Source organism: Streptomyces mirabilis (genome assembly GCF_018310535.1).
Classification (GTDB): Bacteria; Actinomycetota; Actinomycetes; order Streptomycetales; family Streptomycetaceae; genus Streptomyces.
Window position 1 is genome coordinate 4,177,241 of record NZ_CP074102.1, and the last position, 17,148, is coordinate 4,194,388.

Sequence of the window (17,148 nt, forward strand, 5' to 3'; positions counted from 1 at the left end):
AAGCCGTGAGGGGCCCTGTCACACCATGAGCAGTAGTACGAACACGCCGACGCACCACACGTCGACCATCGGTTCGATCGGCACACCGAGCCGCCGCAACACCGAGTTGGCGCTGCTGGTGTTCGCCGTCCTCATCCCGGTCTTCGCGTACGCCAACGTGGGCCTCGCCATCGACGAGAAGGTGCCGTCCGGCCTGCTGAGCTACGGCCTCGGCCTCGGCCTGATCGCGGGCGTCGGCCATCTCGGCGTCCGCAAGTTCGCGCCGTACGCCGACCCGCTGCTGCTGCCTCTGGCGACGCTGCTCAACGGCCTCGGGCTGGTGATGATCTGGCGTCTCGACCAGTCCAAGCTGCTCCAGTCGCTGCCCAACTTCGCCCAGGCAGCGCCACGCCAGCTGCTGTACACCGCGCTGGGCATCGGTCTGTTCGTCGCCGTGCTGATCTTCCTGAAGGACCACCGCGTCCTGCAGCGCTACACCTACATCTCCATGTTCGGCGCCCTGGTCCTGCTCCTGCTGCCGCTGGTCCCGGGCCTCGGCGCCAACATCTACGGCGCCAAGATCTGGATCTCGATCCCCGGTCTGGGCACCCTCCAGCCCGGCGAGTTCGCGAAGATCATCCTCGCGGTCTTCTTCGCCGGCTACCTCATGGTGAAGCGTGACGCGCTGGCCCTCGCCAGCCGCCGCTTCATGGGCCTCTACCTGCCGCGCGGCCGTGACCTCGGCCCGATCCTGGTGGTCTGGTTCGTCTCCATCCTGATCCTGGTCTTCGAGACCGACCTCGGTACCTCGCTGCTGTTCTTCGGCATGTTCGTGATCATGCTGTACGTCGCCACGGAGCGGACCAGCTGGATCGTCTTCGGTCTGCTGATGTCGGCGGCCGGAGCCGTCGGCGTGGCGAGCTTCGAACCGCACATCCAGACGCGTGTCCAGGCCTGGCTCGACCCGATGCGCGAGTACAAGCTCAGCCAGGCCGGAACCCACGACGGCATCCTCCACTCCGAGCAGGCCATGCAGGCCCTGTGGGCCTTCGGCTCCGGCGGCACGCTCGGCACCGGATGGGGACAGGGCCACTCGGAACTCATCCGGTTCGCCGCCAACTCCGACTTCATCCTCGCCAGCTTCGGCGAGGAACTGGGCCTGGCGGGGATCATGGCGATCCTGGTCATCTACGGCCTGATCGTGGAGCGCGGCATCCGAACGGCGCTCGCGGCCCGCGACCCGTTCGGCAAGCTCCTCGCGGTCGGCCTCTCCGGCGGCTTCGCGCTCCAGGTCTTCGTCGTCGCGGGCGGCGTCATGGGCCTGATCCCGCTCACCGGTATGACGATGCCGTTCGTGGCCTACGGAGGCTCCTCCGTCATCGCCAACTGGGCGCTGATGGGCATCCTGATGAGAATCAGCGACACGGCCCGCCGCCCGGCCCCCGCGCCCGCCCCCAGCCCCGACGCCGAGATGACCCAGGTGGTCCGCCCGTGAACAAGCCCCTGCGCCGGATCGCGCTCTTCTGCGGGCTCCTCGTCCTCGCCCTGCTCATCCGCGACAACTACATCCAGTACGTCCAGGCGGACAGCCTGCGGACCAACGCGAGCAACCGCCGCGTCGCCATCGAGCGGTACGCCACTCCGCGCGGCGACATCATCGTCGACGGCAACCCGATCACCGGGGCCACCAAGTCGACCAAGAGCGGCATCAACGACTTCGAGTACAAGCGCACCTACAAGGACGGCCCCATGTGGGCGCCGGTCACCGGGTACGCCTCGCAGGCCTTCGACGCCTCCCAGCTGGAGAAGCTGGACGACGGCATCCTCACCGGCAACGACGACCGGCTCTTCTTCCGCAACACCCTCGACATGATCACGGGCAAGAAGAAGCAGGGCGGCAACGTCGTCACCACCCTCAACGCCGCCGCGCAGAAGGCCGCGTACCAGGGCTTGCTGAGCCGCGGCAAGGGCGCCGTCGCCGCGATCAACCCGCAGACCGGCGCGATCCTGGCGCTGGCCTCGACCCCGTCGTACGACCCCTCGACCTTCGCCGGAACCTCCGGGAGCGACGAGAAGGCCTGGAACAAGCTCCAGAAGAAGAACAACCCCGACGAGCCGATGCTCAACCGGGCGCTGCGCGAGACCTACCCGCCGGGCTCCACCTTCAAGGTGGTCACCGCGGCGGCGGCGCTGGAGAACGGCCTGTACAAGTCCGCGGACGAGAACACGGACTCGCCGCTGCCGTACACGCTGCCGACCACCTCGACCGAGCTGAAGAACGAGGGGAACATCCCCTGCAAGAACGCCACCATGCGCGTGGCGCTCAAGGTGTCCTGCAACACGGTCTTCGGCAAGATCGGCGCGGATCTCGGCAAGGACAAGATGCTCGCGGAGGCCGAGAAGTTCGGCTTCAACTCCGAGCAGCTCACGCCGGTGCGCTCCAACGCCTCCGTCTTCCCCAAGACGATGGACAAGCCGCAGACCGCGCTCAGCTCCATCGGCCAGTTCGAGACCGCCGCGACCCCGCTGCAGATGGCCATGGTCGCCTCCGCCGTCGCCAACAACGGCACGCTCATGAAGCCGTACATGGTCGACAAGCTGCAGGCCCCGAGCCTGGACGTCATCTCGCAGACCGAACCGCAGAAGTTGAGCGAGCCGCTCTCCAAGAGCAACGCCCAGATCCTTCAGTCCATGATGGAGACGGTCGTCAACGACCCGCAGGGCACCGGCAACAAGGCCCAGATCAGCGGCGTCACCGTGGGTGGCAAGACCGGTACCGCCCAGCACGGTGTCGCGAACAGCGAGAAGCCGTACGCGTGGTTCATCTCGTACGCCAAGCTCGCCGACGGCAGCTCGCCGGTCGCCGTGGCCGTCGTGGTCGAGGACGGCAGCGCCAACCGTGACGACATCACGGGCGGTGGTCTCGCCGCCCCCATCGCGAGGAGCGTGATGAAGGCAGTCATCGACAGCAAGAAGTGACCCCTGTCACGTCCCCTTCACATCGGTGCACGTTGCGATACCGGTCCTGTATCGGGTGACGGGCTTGGCCAGGTCACAGAAGCCGAGCCGGGTACGGTATGCCCGGACGGCACACCGCCGGACCACACAAGCGTGCGGTCGGGACCGACGGAGAGGGCTGGTAGGTAGCTATGGAAGAGCCGCGTCGCCTCGGCGGCCGGTACGAGCTGGGCCAGGTGCTCGGCCGTGGTGGCATGGCGGAGGTACATCTCGCTCATGACACCCGGCTCGGCCGCACCGTGGCGGTGAAGACGCTGCGAGCCGACCTCGCACGCGATCCGTCGTTCCAGGCCCGGTTCCGCCGGGAGGCCCAGTCGGCCGCCTCGCTCAACCATCCCGCGATCGTCGCCGTGTACGACACGGGTGAGGACTACATCGAGGGCATCTCCATCCCGTACATCGTGATGGAGTACGTCGACGGGTCCACGCTGCGCGAGCTGCTGCACTCGGGCCGCAGACTGCTCCCCGAGCGGTCCATGGAGATGACCATCGGCATCCTCCAGGCCCTCGAGTACTCCCACCGCGCCGGAATCGTCCACCGCGACATCAAGCCGGCCAACGTCATGCTGACGCGCAACGGCCAGGTCAAGGTCATGGACTTCGGCATCGCCCGCGCCATGGGTGACTCCGGCATGACGATGACGCAGACCGCCGCGGTCATCGGCACCGCCCAGTACCTCTCCCCGGAGCAGGCGAAGGGCGAGCAGGTCGACGCGCGCTCGGACCTCTACTCGACCGGCTGCCTCCTCTACGAGCTGCTGACCGTGCGTCCGCCCTTCGTGGGTGACTCCCCGGTCGCGGTCGCGTACCAGCACGTACGCGAGGAGCCGCAGCCGCCGTCGGTCTTCGACCCCGAGATCACGCCCGAGATGGACGCGATCGTCCTGAAGGCACTGGTCAAGGACCCGGACTACCGCTATCAGTCCGCCGACGAGATGCGCCAGGACATCGAGGCCTGCCTCGACGGCCAGCCCGTCGCCGCCACGGCCGCCATGGGCTCCGTGGGCTACGGCGGCTACCCGGACGACCAGGCCACCACGGCGCTGCGCTCCACGGACGCCCAGGCCACGTCCATGCTGCCCCCGATGAACCCGGACGACGGCGGCTACGGCTACAACAGCTACGACGACCGCCCGGCCCGCCGCCGCCAGCAGAAGAAATCGAACACCTCGACGATTTTGCTGGTCGTGGCGGGTGTGCTGGTCCTGGTCGGCGCGATCCTGATCGGGAAGTGGATGTTCGGGGGCGGCGGGGTGAGCAACAACAGCGTCACCGTTCCCAACCTCGTCAGCCAGACGCAGAAGGAAGCCGCCCAGCTGGCCACCAACGCCGAGCTGAAGGTTTCGATCACCAAGAAACCCTGCGAGACCGAGAAGACCGGCAACGTCTGCTCCCAGGACCCGAAGGCGGGCGTGAAGGCCACCAAGGGCGACACCATCAACCTGGTGGTATCCACGGGGGCGCCGAAGGTCGTCGTGCCCGGCGTCACGGGCCAGAGCCTCGACGACGCCAAGGCGAAGCTCACGGGCAGCGACTACAACTTCACGGTCAAGACGCAGACCCAGGTGTCCACGGAGGACCCGAACACCGTGCTGGAGCAGGACCCGAGACTTGGCACGGAGGTGCAGAAGGGATCGACGATCACCCTCACCATCGCCAAGGCCGCCGAGAAGGCCACGGTCCCGGACGTCACCGGCAAGTCGTGTGACGAGGCCAAGGCCGCGATGACGGCCAACAACCTCGTCGGCAACTGCACGCAGATCGACGTGACCGACCCGAACCAGGCCGACAAGGTCGTCTCGACCGTTCCCGCAATCGGCAGCTCGGCCGACAAGAACTCCAGCGTGAACATCCAGATCGGCAAGGCGCAGAACCAGACGTTCCAGATGCCGCAGGTGACCCAGATGACCCTTGCCCAGGCCAAGCAGATCCTGGCGCAGAACAATCTCCAGCTCGGCAACGTCGCAGGCTCACAGGACGACAACGCCATTGTGATCACCAGCGATCCGCAGCAGGGCTCGCAGGTGACGGCGGGTCAGAAGGTCAACCTCATCGCGGCCGATTCCGGGCAGAACGGCGGAAACGGTAACAACAATGGCGGCAACGGCTTCTTCGGCGGTCTCACCGGAGGCTGACGCGGCGGTTGAAACAGCGGTCAGACGAACTGTGCCCCGCCCGGGCTCCCGGGCGGGGCACAGTTTTTCGTTGTCTGGTCCGTACCGTCGCGCCATGCACGCAAAGGCCCACCTTCTGTACGAAAGTCGACCACATCTTCATACTGCCCCGACTCATTAAAAGCGGTGGGGTGGGAAATCAAAGCTCTGCCCCGGCCACATGGCCACAACACAAGCAGAAGGGGCAGAACGTGATCAACGAAGCGGTTCTGCTGGAGTCGAAGGCCCTGCGGGCAGCATGCTGGAGCGCACGGAAGTGCTCGACCGAGTCAAGGCACTGTCACTACTGCCGGACGGCATGCATGTGACGACGGCGATGGTCGCCACCTACTTCCAGGTGGGCCTCAAGGCCATCCGTTCCCTCGTGGTCGACCACCGGACGGAGCTGGAAGCCAGCGGCTACCGGGTTCTGACAGGTTCAGAACTGAGCTCCTTCAAGGAGCTCAGTGGAATTCAGTCACGCTCCCGGTCGCTCGCGCTGTTCTCCCGTCGCGCCGTCCTCAACGTGGCCATGCTGCTCCGGGACAGCGAAGGCACGTCAGGTGCGTACATACCTCCTCGACATGGAGTACCTGGCACGCACGCAGCAGCCTGTGGACAACCCTGTACACAGGGACACCACCTCCCTCGACGACCGTATCGACGAGCGCATCACCCACATCCTCGGCAGGACCTTGGAAGGAGAAGCCCCCACCGACAGCGTCAGGGTGTCCATCAAGGCCATGACTTGGCAGGCGTTCGAGCTCCATGTCGCCGACCTGCTGCGCCGTGACGGCTGCACGCAAGTCGTCGTACGGCAAGCCCGGAGCGACCGGGGCATCGACATCACCGCGTGCACGGCTGACGGACGCGCGGTGGCTGTGCAGTGCAAAAACCGCGACAGCCGCTCCTCCGTTCCGAGCGCCGACATGCAGAAGTTCGCGGGCGCCGCCCGGACCATCAACCCCGCGGAGGTGGCCCTGTTCGTCGCCACCTCCCACTTCAGCCGCGAAGCACAAGCAATCGCCGATCTGAGCGGGATCATCACCGTCAACCGCGACGAGCTGGAGGCGTGGACCGCCGGAGTGCGCCTCAAGGCACTGCGATAGGTGACGCGAAACAGCAAGGCCCGAAGCCGCAAGAGCAAGTTGCGGCTTCGGGCCTTCGCCATGCTAGGTGACCGAGTTGCTGCCAGTCACTCAGTCACCTCAGCCCAGCTCCGCCGGCGGCGTACGCGCGCTGTCCACCTTCTGCACGCGCTCCAGCTCGCCCCACACGATGTAGCGGTACTCCGACGTGTAGACCGGCGTGCAGGTCGTCAGGGTGATGTAGTGGCCCGGCTTCGTCTTGCCCGACTGCTTCGGGACCGACTGGAGGACCTTGACGTTGTACTTCGAGGTCTCCGGGAGGATCGAGAAGACCTTGTAGACGTACCAGTCGTCCTTGGTCTCGAAGACGATCGGGTCGCCCTTCTTGATCTTGTCGATGTTGTGGAACTTGGCGCCGTGGCCGTCGCGGTGGGCGGCGAGCGTGAAGTTGCCCGTCTTGTCGGTCATCGGCAGGGTCGCCTTGGCGGGGTCCACGTAGTAGCCGGCGACGCCGTCGTTGAGGACCTTCGTGGAGGTGCCCTTCTCGACCAGCACCTCGCCGTTCTTCATCGACGGGACATGCAGGAAGCCGATGCCGTCCTTGGTGTCCAGCGCACCCGGGCCGCCCTTGTCCTGGGCCCAGTTGTCACGGACCTTGTCACCTTGCTTGTCGGCCGCGCGATCCGCGACGACGTTCGTCCACCACAGCGAATAGACGACGAACAGGCCGAGCACCAGGCCCGCGGTGATGAGGAGTTCACCCAGGATGCTGACCGCCATCGCGATCCGGCTCACTCCACGACGCTTCGGAGCGGCCGCTTGGGCGTCGGCCTCGGCCTCGGCGCGCTCGTCGTGGTCGGTCCTCGCTGCCACTGTGCATCTGCCCCGTCTGGTCTGTCTCAGGTTGTCTCACGTGCTGGTGCCCGACGGGGCTCCTACCCGAGGAGCGCGTCCGGCTTGCCCTTGCTGCGCGGGCGTTCCTCGACCATCTTGCCCCACACGATCATGCGGTAGGTGCTGGTGAATTCCGGCGTGCAGGTGGTCAGTGTGATGTAGCGGCCCGGCGCCGTGAAACCGGACCCCTGGGGGATCGGGTCCAGCACCTTCGTGTTCGACGGGGACGTCACCGGCAGGATCGACGTCATCTTGTAGACGAAGTAGTCGTCCTGGGTCTCGACCACGATGGAGTCACCGGGCTTGAGCCGGTTGATGTACCGGAACGGTTCTCCGTGCGTGTTGCGGTGCCCCGCGAGCCCGAAGTTGCCCGTCTTGGCGTCCGGCATCGCCGTCTTCAGGGATCCCTCCCCGTAGTGACCCACCATCCCGCGGTCGAGCACCTTCGTCTTGCTGGTGCCCTCGGCGATCGGAGCGACCACGTCCAGCTTCGGGATGTGCAGGATGGCGAAACCCTGTCCCGGCTCGAACGTCCCCGGACTCCGCTTGCCGCTCGCCCAGTCCTCCTGGAGGTGGTGCGCGGCACTGCCCGCCTGCTGGTGCGCCCGCACGTTCGACCACCACAACTGGTAGGTCACGAAAAGCAGCATCAGGACGCCGGTGGTGATGAACACCTCGCCGATCAGCCGACTGACGAGGACGGCCGCACCGGGCTTCTGCGCGCGCGCCGCCCGCCGGGCCTCCATACGGCTCCGCGGCGCCTCAGCGGCCTTCTCCGCCGACTCCACCGACTCCTGGGCACCCTGGGGCTCCTGGGGCTCCTGAGCCCCTCCGTGGCGCCCGTGGCGCCGCGCCGCCTTCCGCCGGGCCGCACGGCCCCCGGACGCGGGTATCCCCTCGTTCGTGGCCCCGCCCGCCAACTGCTCGGCCCTGCGCCGGGCCTCGGAGACCTCCGAGGCCCGCAGCGCCACGGTCGCGTCGTCCAGCTTCGGAACCGCGCCGACCGGTTCGGCGTACAAGGGCATGGGTCTGGTGAGCGGTTCCCCGTAGGCGGGAGCGGGAGCCTGCGCACCCCCCGGCATCCCCTGCCAGTCCCGCGTATACCCCTCGGGGCCGTCCACGGCGTACTGGTGCTGTCCCTGCCCGGACCACTCCTGCCCGCGCCCGCCCTCCGACACGGCGGCGGGCGGTACGGGAGCGGGCGGGACGTCGGCCGGCGGCGGAGCGGCGTGCCGCCCGGCGGCCCGTCGGCCCGGCAGCGGATCGGTGAGCGGATCCGCGAGCTGCTCGACCGCGGCCTCGAACGCACCGGGTCCCCCGTACGGCTGCTGCCCGTACGAGGACCCGTCGTCTGCGGTGCCGCCGTAAGCGGCACCGGACTCGCGCTCGGGGCGCAGGGCGGTCACGCCGTGGCCCTGCCCACCACCGGGGCGAGCCCCACCGACCTCGCCACGGCACCCTGGTCGCCGCACTCCACCAGCCAGTTGGCGAGCATCCGGTGACCGTGCTCGGTCAGCACCGACTCGGGATGGAACTGCACACCTTCGACCGGGAGTTCACGGTGGCGCAGTCCCATGATGATCCCGTCGTGGGTACGGGCGGTGACCTCCAGCTCGGCCGGCACGGTCTCCGGCTCGGCGGCCAGCGAGTGGTAGCGGGTCGCGGTGAAGGGGGACGGCAGTCCGGCGAAGACGCCTCTGCCCTCGTGCTCCACCAGCGACGTCTTGCCGTGCAGCAGCTCGGGCGCACGGTCCACGACACCGCCGTACGCCACCTGCATCGACTGCATGCCGAGGCAGACGCCGAAGACGGGGACACCCGTGTCCGCGCAGTGGCGGACCATGTCGACGCAGACGCCGGCCTGCTCGGGAGCGCCGGGGCCGGGTGATAGCAGTACGCCGTCGAATCCGTCCTGGGCGTGCGCGGTCGAGACCTCGTCGTTGCGCAGCACCTCGCACTCGGCGCCGAGCTGGTACAGGTACTGGACCAGGTTGAAGACGAAGCTGTCGTAGTTGTCGACGACGAGAATCCGCGCGCTCACTGGTTGTTCACCGTCACATCGTTGAAGGGGAGCAACGGTTCGGCCCACGGGAAGACGTACTGGAAGAGTACGTAGACCACCGCGAGGACGAGCACGAGTGAGATCAGCGCCTTCACCCATGCGTTACCCGGCAGATGCCGCCAGATGAAGCCGTACATGCTGTCCCTTCCGTCGCATCACGGCACCAGAGCCACGCCCTACACCATCGGACCCACGCCGTACGGGACCAGACTAACGGCGTAGCGCCTGAGGTTTCCCGGCCTCCACGGGCTGCGTGGAATCCAGATGTGCCCAGACGATCAGCCGATGGCTGTGTCCCCACTCCGGATCGCACGTGGTCAGCGTGAGATAGCGGCCCGGAGCCGTGTACCCGGACTTACGTGGCACAGGATCGATCACCTCAACGTCCGTAGGCACTGTTTTGTAGGGGCCTTTGTCGATCCGATACGTGAACCAGGTCGTCCCGTCGGTCAGCACCACCGCGTCCCCCCTGCGCAGCTGGGGAAAGTCCTTGAACGGGTCGCCGTACGTGCGCCGGTGCCCCGCGACGGCGAAGTTCCCCACCTGCCCGAGCTGGGCCGTCCCCCGGTAGTGCCCGAGCCCCTTCTGCAGGACGCTCGTGCCGGTGCCTTCGAGCACGGGCTTGTTCCACGTGAAACCAAGACGTGGGATGTACATCACCGCGAAGGGCTTGCCGTAGGCGTAGGGGCCCGGGGCCTTCGGGCTCTCGGTCGTTTTCGCCGCCGGAGCGTTCGGGTTCCCGGTTGCCGGGCCGGTCGGGGGCGCCTTCGACTGCTGTGCGACCGATCCCTTCGACCACTGCTTCTGGAGTTGGTCGATCTGGTGGTTCATCTCGCTGTCGGCCTTCACGCCCGTCCAGAACAGGACGTAGACCACGAAGAGCACGATGAGCGTGCCGACGGTGATGCACAGTTCGCTCACTGTCCGGACGAGCACTCGCACCGACACGGGACCCCCAGCGGCAGCTGCTTCAGCCACTACTCCACAGGTTTTGCGTAGTGGAGATCCACTGTGCCCGAGTAGCCGGGAAGAGTCACCGTTCCGTTCTCCTCGACTTTCCAGCCGAGCCCGTAGACGTTGACGTACACCATGTAGTTCTGGATCGCCGCAGAGTCGGCAAGGGCCTTCTGGAGCTTCTGGGGGTCACCGATCGCGGTGATCTTGTACGGGGGCGAGTAGACCCGGCCCTGGAGGATCAGGGTGTTGCCGACACAACGCACGGCGCTGGTGGAGATCAGCCGCTGGTCCATCACCTTGATGCCCTGGGCGCCACCCAGCCACAGGGCGTTCACCACGGCCTGCAGGTCCTGCTGGTGGATGACCAGATAATCGGGCTGCGGCTCGGGGTAGCCAGGCAGCTTGGCCGTGGCGTTCGGCGGGGCGTCGTTGAGGGTGACCGTGACGGCCTTGCCCTTGAGCTTCTGGGTGCCGGTGTTCTTCTCCAGCGCGGCGAGCTTGGCGGTGTCGGCCTTGCTGCCGCCGTTCTCCCGCCCGGCGAGCGTGTCGACCTCGGCGCGCAGGACGCCGTTGGACTCGTCCAGCGACGCGTTCTTGTGGCTGCGCTCCTGAATGAGGTCGGAGAGCTTCAGCATGGACGCGTCCGTGCGGATATTGGTGCCCTTGGCCGTGTTGAAGCTGGTGAAGAAGATCAGCCCGGCGAGCGCGAAGACGGCGACGGTGAGTACACGTACGGGCCGGAAACGGCGCGTAACGGCAGGACTGGAACCCGTCCCGGGGGAGTCGGCAGAATTGCTCAACGTACCCTTATCTCCTTCGGCGCCGCGGAAGCACTACGCTAACGGACGCCCGGGGGAGCGCTCAGTGTCCCCTTGTACGCTGCCCCGGAGCCCGCCCCAGTTCCCTGCGCGGCCACGCAGCGCATCGACAGGAGAGACCCTCGTGCCGAAGTCACGTATCCGCAAGAAGGCCGACTACACGCCGCCCCCGGCGAAGCAGGCGACCAACATCAAGCTGACCAGCCGCGGCTGGGTCGCACCGGTCATGCTGGCCATGTTCCTCATCGGCCTCGCCTGGATCGTCATCTTCTACGTGACGGACGGGTCACTGCCCATCGACGCCCTCGGCAACTGGAACATCGTGGTCGGCTTCGGCTTCATCGCGGCGGGATTCGGCGTCTCCACGCAGTGGAAGTAGCTCTGCCCAGGGTTATCCACTGAGTTATCCACAAGAGTTTTCCACAGGTGGAAAAAGAACGACGATCTGTGGATAACTCATCCGGGGTTGACGCCGGTGTGACTGACCTACCGGGATCCGCAAACCTGTTCGCCCCCTGTCCGACCTGCGAAAACTCGGGTCAGTTACAGGGGGCACAGCTGTTCCCACACAGCGTGCACAAGATCCGCCACGATCTGTGGACAACACCGCTCCCCAGGGCTTCTCAGGTGAGCCGAGCGGTACCTCAGGTGAGCTGAGCCGTCCTGACCAGCGTCGCGACGACCACCAGGGCCAGGACCACCGCGCTCACCCCGTACTGGATCAGGGCCCGCCGGTCGCGCGGGGCGTGGACCATGGCGTAGCCGACTACGACACCGGCGACGAGTCCGCCGATGTGGGCCTGCCAGGCGATGTTGCTCCACCCGAAGGTGAAGATCAGGTTGATCACCAGCAGGGCGATCACGGGGCGCATGTCGTAGTTGAGCCGGCGCATCAGGACGGCGGTCGCGCCGAAGAGGCCGAAGATGGCGCCGGAGGCGCCCAGCGAGGGCTGGTTCGGCGCGGCGACGAGGTAGGTGAGCGCGCTGCCCGCCAGACCCGAGACGAAGTAGAGGGTGAGATAGCGGGCACGGCCGAGGGCCGCTTCCAGGGGGCCGCCGATCCACCACAGGCTGAGCATGTTGAACAGGATGTGGACATAGCTGCCGTGCAGGAACATCGCCGTCAGCATGCGGTACCACTGGCCCTCGGCGACGCCCTCGACCGAGCCGAGCAGCGGGACGTACGCGCGGCCGATGAGGTCGAAGCTGTCGGTGAAGCGGTCGCCCACCGACAGCTGGACCAGGAAGACGGCGAGGTTGAGCCCGATCAGGACCTTGGTGAGGAGCCGGGGGTCCGCGGTGACGGTGCCGCCCGCGAGGGTGCGGGGCTGCGAGGCCGACGGCGCGTGGCCCGTACCGGAGCCGGCGCGGACGCACTCGGGGCACTGGAAGCCCACGGAGGCACTGATCATGCACTCGGGGCAGATGGGGCGCTCGCAGCGGGTGCAGCGCACGCCGGTTTCACGATCCGGATGCCGGTAGCAGGTGGGCAGGGCCTGGGCGTCCTGATGTCCCTGGTCCTGCGGGCCCTGCGGGTTGCCTGGCGCCTGGTCCATGGGGTCCCCTCAATCCGGTCGTACGCACTGCACCGCCCCGCCCATCCTTACGGATGAGCGGGGCGTTTGGTTCCCTGCGGGAGTCTTCGGGACCTTCGGGTCTCAGCCCTCGCGGATCTCAGCCCTGGCGGGAGTCCGCTCTTGCGGGTCTCAGCCCTTGCGGGTCTCGACGACGACCGACTCGATGACGACGTCGTTGACCGGGCGGTCGGTGCGCGGGTTCGTCTGGGTGCTCGCGATGGTGTCCACGACCTTCTGGCTGGCCGCGTTGGTGACCTCGCCGAAGATGGTGTGCTTGCGGGTCAGCCAGGCCGTCGGGGAGACGGTGATGAAGAACTGCGAGCCGTTGGTACCGGGGCCGGCGTTGGCCATGGCCAGCAGGTACGGCTTGTCGAAGGCGAGCTCCGGGTGGAATTCGTCCTCGAACTGGTAACCGGGGCCGCCGGTGCCGTTGCCCAGCGGGTCACCGCCCTGGATCATGAATCCGCTGATCACCCGGTGGAAGACCGTGCCGTCGTAGAGCTTGTCGGTGGACTTCTCACCCGTCTCCGGGTTGATCCACTCACGCTCGCCCGTGGCAAGCTCTACAAAGTTCCGGACCGTCTTGGGCGTGTGGTTCGGCAGGAGCCGGACTTCGATGTCGCCTTGGTTGGTCTTCAGGGTGGCGTAAAGCTGCTCGGCCACGATCTGCCTTCCGTTGCCTTCTTTTGACCCCCCGATCCTCGCACGGACAGGGCCACGCGTCGCCCGGCCACCACCTCCGAGCGAATATCCGCGGGCGCGCTTGCAGAAATCCCCTCGAGTCCTTGCGTGCACAGGGCGCGACGCGGCGATCCGTGGCATTGTCGGCGACAAGCTCCTGTTGCCCCGTATGCCCTATCTCGCATGCCTCGCGGCCCCTCGGGGGGCATGATCTCGAACAGGGTGGAAAGGTGAACTGTGCCTTTTTGGGGTACCCGAACGCCCACGTACGCCACCGAGGAGGAGGAAAACCCGTGACCCGCATTGACAGCGTGCGCGCCGCGACCGGCTCGGCGAAGGACAGCGTGCTGCACGCCGCGGAAGTGGTGGCGCCTTACGCCGACACGGCCAAGGACCGGGCCTCGTACTACGCGAACGAGGCACTCGTACGGCTCGCGCCCAAGGTGTCGCTGGCCGCCGAGCAGGCCCGCGTCCAGTACGGCGCCCATCTCGCGCCGCGCCTGGAGCAGGCCCGTACACATGTGCCGCCCAAGGTCGACCAGGCCGCCGTCCGAACCCGCCAGGCGGCCGTGCAGGCCGCCGAGTACACCAAGCCGAGGATCGAGCAGGCGGTGGCCGCGGCTCAGCCTGTGCGTGAGGAGGCCGCGGCACGCGGTGTGGCGGCGATCGCCGCGCTGCGCGGACAGGTCTCGCCTAAGGAGATCCAGAAACTGGTCCGCAAGCACGAGCGGCACGCGAAGGCCGGCCGCGCCGCCAAGCGTCTGCTCGTTCTGGGGATTCTCGCGGCCGGCGCCTTCGCTGCCTGGAAGTGGTGGGACAAGCAGGCCAACCCCGACTGGCTGGTCGAGCCGCCCGCCGCGACGGAGGTGCCCGAGACGGGCCGTCTTTCCTCGGTCGACGGCACTGGCCTGTCCGACCTGGACCCCGAGGTCCAGGCCAAGCAGGCCGAGGAGGAGACGGACCGCGACGACCGCCGCTGACCCCGAACCCGGGAAACAGCCCTGAGCAAGGGCAACAACATCGCCGTGGGGCAGGAGACCCTCAAGTCTCCTGCCCCACGGCGATGTTTCACGTGGAACCGGCGGAACCGAACGATGGGCCGTGGGCGCGCGGCACGGAAACAAGCCGATTACGCCTTCCGCCACGATGACGTTTGCAACGACCGATGCTCACAACATCCGCACAGACCCTCTTCACCGTGTGCATTGCAATGATTACGCATATCTGCTTACAGCAGCTCACACGAGGCTCCGGTGTCGGTTCGGACCGCCCCCGGGCCACGTCGGCCACCGGTGGGGCGACATCGACACCCACCCGCAAGCCGACCATTTGCGCAAACAACTGCAACGACTGCGAAGCCCGATGCGTGACCCAGGTCACCGAAAAACAAGAACCGGCCAGCCGCCGCGAAGGGCGTCTGACCGGTCCGTGATGTGGAGCCTAGGGGAGTCGAACCCCTGACATCTGCCATGCAAAGACAGCGCTCTACCAACTGAGCTAAGGCCCCGGAAGACAGGCGTCCGGCCGGTGGAATCGGGTACCGGAGGGCGCCGCAGACCAGAGTACCGGGTCACCCCCGGGATCTCGCAAAAAGATTAGGGGTCCCCGTGGGCGACCACTCTCCGTAAGATGCTCGACGTGGTTCGCTACAGCGAACCGCGGTATTTGGGGAAGCGATGGGGAGACGCAATGGACGCCGCACAGCAGGAAGCAACCGCAAGAGCTCAAGAGCTGCAGCGGAACTGGTACGGAGAGCCGTTGGGGGCGCTCTTCCGTAGGCTCATCGAGGATCTGGGCCTCAACCAGGCGCGTCTTGCCGGGGTGCTGGGACTTTCCGCGCCCATGCTGTCGCAGCTGATGAGCGGTCAGCGTGCCAAGATCGGCAATCCCGCGGTGGTCCAGCGCGTGCAGCTGTTGCAGGACCTGGCGGGGCAGGTCGCGGACGGCAGCGTCAGCGCCGCCGAGGCGACCGAGCGCATGGACGAGATCAAGAAATCGCAAGGGGGCTCGGTGCTCAGCAACACCACGCAGTCGACGAGCAGTTCAGGTGCGCCCACGGTCAAGCGGGTGGTCCGCGAGATCCAGTCGCTGCTGCGCTCCGTGGCAGCCGCGGGAGACATCATCGACGCGGCCGACACCCTCGCCCCGACCCACCCGGAACTGGCAGAGTTCCTCCGGGTGTACGGCGCCGGCCGCACCTCCGACGCGGTCGCGCACTACCAGTCGCACCAGAGCTGAGCCGGCGGCCCGGCCGCCGCACACCCGGCGCCGGGGGCTCAGGACGCCGTCCGGTTCCGCACCTCGGGCCGCCGGGCGTCTCAACGGGGGGCCTCCGCCGGACCGACCGCCGAAGGGGAGCGACGCACGACCATGGGTGAGGTCTTCGCCGGACGCTACGAACTGGTCGACCCGATCGGCCACGGGGGAGTCGGTGCGGTCTGGCGCGCCTGGGACCGGCGGCGGCGCCGTTATGTGGCCGCCAAGGTGCTCCAGCAGAGCGACGCGCACGCGCTGCTGCGCTTCGTGCGGGAGCAGGCGCTGCGGATCGATCACCCCCATGTCCTCGCCCCCGCCAGCTGGGCCGCCGACGACGACAAGGTGCTGTTCACCATGGACCTGGTGGCCGGGGGCTCCCTGGTCCACCTGGTCAACGACTACGGCCCGCTGCCGCCCGCGTTCGTCTGCACCCTGCTCGACCAGCTCCTCTCGGGAGTCGCCGCGGTGCACGCGGAGGGGGTCGTGCACCGTGACATCAAGCCCGCCAACATCCTGCTCGAAGCGACAGGTACGGCCCGGCCACGGCTGCGGCTGTCCGACTTCGGCATCGCGATGCGGCTGGGCGAGCCGCGGCTGACCGAGACCAACTACGTGGTCGGAACGCCCGGTTACTTCGCTCCCGAGCAGATGATGGGCGCCGAGCCGGACTTCCCCGCCGATCTGTTCGCCGTCGGCCTGGTCGCCCTCTACCTGCTCGAAGGGGCCAGACCCGATGCCAAGGCCCTGATCGAGTACTTCGCGGAGAACGGCACACCGGCCGCCCCCCAGAGCATCCCCGAGCCGCTGTGGCAGGTCGTGGCCACGCTGCTGCAGCCGGACCCCCGGGCACGGTTCCGCACCGCGACCGGGGCACGCAAGGCGCTGGCCTCGGCCACCGAGCTGCTGCCCGAGCCCGGCCCCGACGACGAGCTGGTCGAGGTCTTCGACCAACTCGGTCCGCTTCCCCCGGGGTTCGGCCCGGAAGGGCCACTCAGGGCGACCACGCCACGCGCCGCGGAGAACCCGGCTTCGTGGTCCGGTTCTGCCCTCGACTCCGGATCCGGATCCGAGTCCGCGACCGGCTCCAGCACCACTTCTGGCACCGCCTCCGGCACCGGTTCCGGCCCGCACGACTCGGGGCCATGGCATCACGATTCCGGGGCGCTTTCCCGGGAGCCCGTCTCCGGGGCCGCGTGGGCGGATCGTTCCTCCGGGGGCGTATGGCCTGCGTCCGACTCGGGTGGCGTACGACCGGAGCCTGCCCCCGGCGCCGTACGACACGAGCCCGCCACCGGTGCCGTACCGCCGCACCTCGCGCCCGACGCCACACCCCCGCAGCCGTCCACGATGTCGGACACCGGCAGCTTCCACCTGCCGCCACCGCAGCCACGTCCCCAGTCCGTGTGGCAGCACGATCAGCCCCCCACTCCCCCCACCTCGGTCGTGCTGCCGGTGCCGACCCCCACTCCTGCCCTGCCGTTCGACCACACGCCCGTGCAGCCGCCCTCCCCCGTGCGGCCCGCGGATCCGAGCGCCGCGACGCGTCAGCACGCGCAGCCCCGCCCCGGACCGCCCGCGAAGGTGGCCGTCCCGGTGCTGCTCCTCGCGCTGGCCTGTTTCGCGGTGGGCTTCTGGGCGCTGACCCAGATCTGACCTCCGGCGCCC

The 17,148-nt window shown here is 67.7% G+C and carries 16 protein-coding genes and 1 tRNA gene; 8 read left to right on the plus strand and 9 right to left on the minus strand.

Annotated features, from left to right (window positions below):
• Nucleotides 1–25: 25 nt before the first annotated feature.
• The 4 genes from SMIR_RS18430 (at nt 26) to SMIR_RS43560 (ending at nt 6,259) form a co-directional block, all read left to right on the plus strand.
• Nucleotides 26–1,474 carry an FtsW/RodA/SpoVE family cell cycle protein gene (locus tag SMIR_RS18430; RefSeq protein ID WP_168493596.1) on the plus strand — a complete coding sequence of 483 codons (1,449 nt, stop codon included), beginning with the start codon at nt 26–28 and terminating at the stop codon, nt 1,472–1,474.
• A complete protein-coding gene (locus SMIR_RS18435) occupies nt 1,471–2,958 on the plus strand; it encodes a peptidoglycan D,D-transpeptidase FtsI family protein (protein ID WP_168493594.1) in 1,488 nt (495 codons plus the stop codon). Before SMIR_RS18430 ends, SMIR_RS18435 begins: the two co-directional genes overlap by 4 nt.
• 170 nt (nt 2,959–3,128) lie before the next feature.
• On the plus strand, nt 3,129–5,132 hold the full coding sequence (gene pknB / locus SMIR_RS18440) for a Stk1 family PASTA domain-containing Ser/Thr kinase (RefSeq protein ID WP_168493592.1): 2,004 nt from the start codon (nt 3,129–3,131) through the stop codon (nt 5,130–5,132).
• Between the two features lie 581 nt (nt 5,133–5,713).
• Nucleotides 5,714–6,259 (plus strand): restriction endonuclease, encoded by a 546-nt coding sequence (locus SMIR_RS43560; RefSeq protein ID WP_248003010.1) that lies wholly within the window; start codon nt 5,714–5,716, stop codon nt 6,257–6,259.
• Between the two features lie 99 nt (nt 6,260–6,358).
• Here the strand turns inward: SMIR_RS43560 and SMIR_RS18450 are convergent, their stop codons facing one another.
• The 6 genes from SMIR_RS18450 to SMIR_RS18475 form a co-directional block, all read right to left on the minus strand.
• Nucleotides 6,359–7,111: a class E sortase gene (locus SMIR_RS18450; protein ID WP_248003009.1), complete on the minus strand. Its 753-nt coding sequence runs from the start codon at nt 7,109–7,111 to the stop codon at nt 6,359–6,361.
• Between the two features lie 62 nt (nt 7,112–7,173).
• Nucleotides 7,174–8,538, minus strand: coding sequence for a class E sortase (locus tag SMIR_RS18455; RefSeq protein WP_212727180.1), 1,365 nt, complete (start codon nt 8,536–8,538; stop codon nt 7,174–7,176).
• Nucleotides 8,535–9,173, minus strand: coding sequence for an aminodeoxychorismate/anthranilate synthase component II (locus SMIR_RS18460; RefSeq protein ID WP_067376619.1), 639 nt, complete (start codon nt 9,171–9,173; stop codon nt 8,535–8,537). The genes SMIR_RS18455 and SMIR_RS18460 overlap by 4 nt, the downstream gene beginning before the upstream one ends.
• A complete protein-coding gene (locus SMIR_RS18465; RefSeq protein ID WP_165854063.1) occupies nt 9,170–9,331 on the minus strand; it encodes a hypothetical protein in 162 nt (53 codons plus the stop codon). Before SMIR_RS18465 ends, SMIR_RS18460 begins: the two co-directional genes overlap by 4 nt.
• A 73-nt stretch (nt 9,332–9,404) precedes the next feature.
• On the minus strand, nt 9,405–10,136 hold the full coding sequence (locus SMIR_RS18470; RefSeq protein WP_168501164.1) for a class E sortase: 732 nt from the start codon (nt 10,134–10,136) through the stop codon (nt 9,405–9,407).
• 35 nt (nt 10,137–10,171) lie between these two features.
• Nucleotides 10,172–10,951 carry a DUF881 domain-containing protein gene (locus tag SMIR_RS18475; RefSeq protein WP_168493590.1) on the minus strand — a complete coding sequence of 260 codons (780 nt, stop codon included), beginning with the start codon at nt 10,949–10,951 and terminating at the stop codon, nt 10,172–10,174.
• Between the two features lie 142 nt (nt 10,952–11,093).
• Between SMIR_RS18475 and crgA the strand changes: the two genes are divergently transcribed.
• A complete protein-coding gene (crgA, locus tag SMIR_RS18480; RefSeq protein ID WP_054236413.1) occupies nt 11,094–11,348 on the plus strand; it encodes a cell division protein CrgA in 255 nt (84 codons plus the stop codon).
• A 265-nt stretch (nt 11,349–11,613) separates the two neighbouring features.
• Here the strand turns inward: crgA and SMIR_RS18485 are convergent, their stop codons facing one another.
• The gene (locus SMIR_RS18485; protein WP_168493588.1) at nt 11,614–12,525 is read right to left on the minus strand and encodes a rhomboid family intramembrane serine protease; all 912 of its coding nucleotides are present in this window, start codon (nt 12,523–12,525) and stop codon (nt 11,614–11,616) included.
• Nucleotides 12,526–12,675: 150 nt separating this feature from the next.
• On the minus strand, nt 12,676–13,209 hold the full coding sequence (locus SMIR_RS18490; RefSeq protein ID WP_168493586.1) for a peptidylprolyl isomerase: 534 nt from the start codon (nt 13,207–13,209) through the stop codon (nt 12,676–12,678).
• A 311-nt stretch (nt 13,210–13,520) separates the two neighbouring features.
• Between SMIR_RS18490 and SMIR_RS18495 the strand changes: the two genes are divergently transcribed.
• Nucleotides 13,521–14,207: a DUF5324 family protein gene (locus SMIR_RS18495; RefSeq protein ID WP_168493584.1), complete on the plus strand. Its 687-nt coding sequence runs from the start codon at nt 13,521–13,523 to the stop codon at nt 14,205–14,207.
• Between the two features lie 454 nt (nt 14,208–14,661).
• Here the strand turns inward: SMIR_RS18495 and SMIR_RS18500 are convergent.
• A tRNA-Ala gene (locus tag SMIR_RS18500) sits at nt 14,662–14,734 on the minus strand.
• Between the two features lie 182 nt (nt 14,735–14,916).
• On the opposite strand from SMIR_RS18500, the gene SMIR_RS18505 reads away from it, so the two are divergent.
• Nucleotides 14,917–15,465 (plus strand): DNA-binding protein, encoded by a 549-nt coding sequence (locus SMIR_RS18505; protein WP_067376635.1) that lies wholly within the window; start codon nt 14,917–14,919, stop codon nt 15,463–15,465.
• A gap of 132 nt (nt 15,466–15,597) precedes the next feature.
• Nucleotides 15,598–17,136: a serine/threonine-protein kinase gene (locus SMIR_RS18510; protein ID WP_168493582.1), complete on the plus strand. Its 1,539-nt coding sequence runs from the start codon at nt 15,598–15,600 to the stop codon at nt 17,134–17,136.
• Nucleotides 17,137–17,148: the final 12 nt, after the last annotated feature.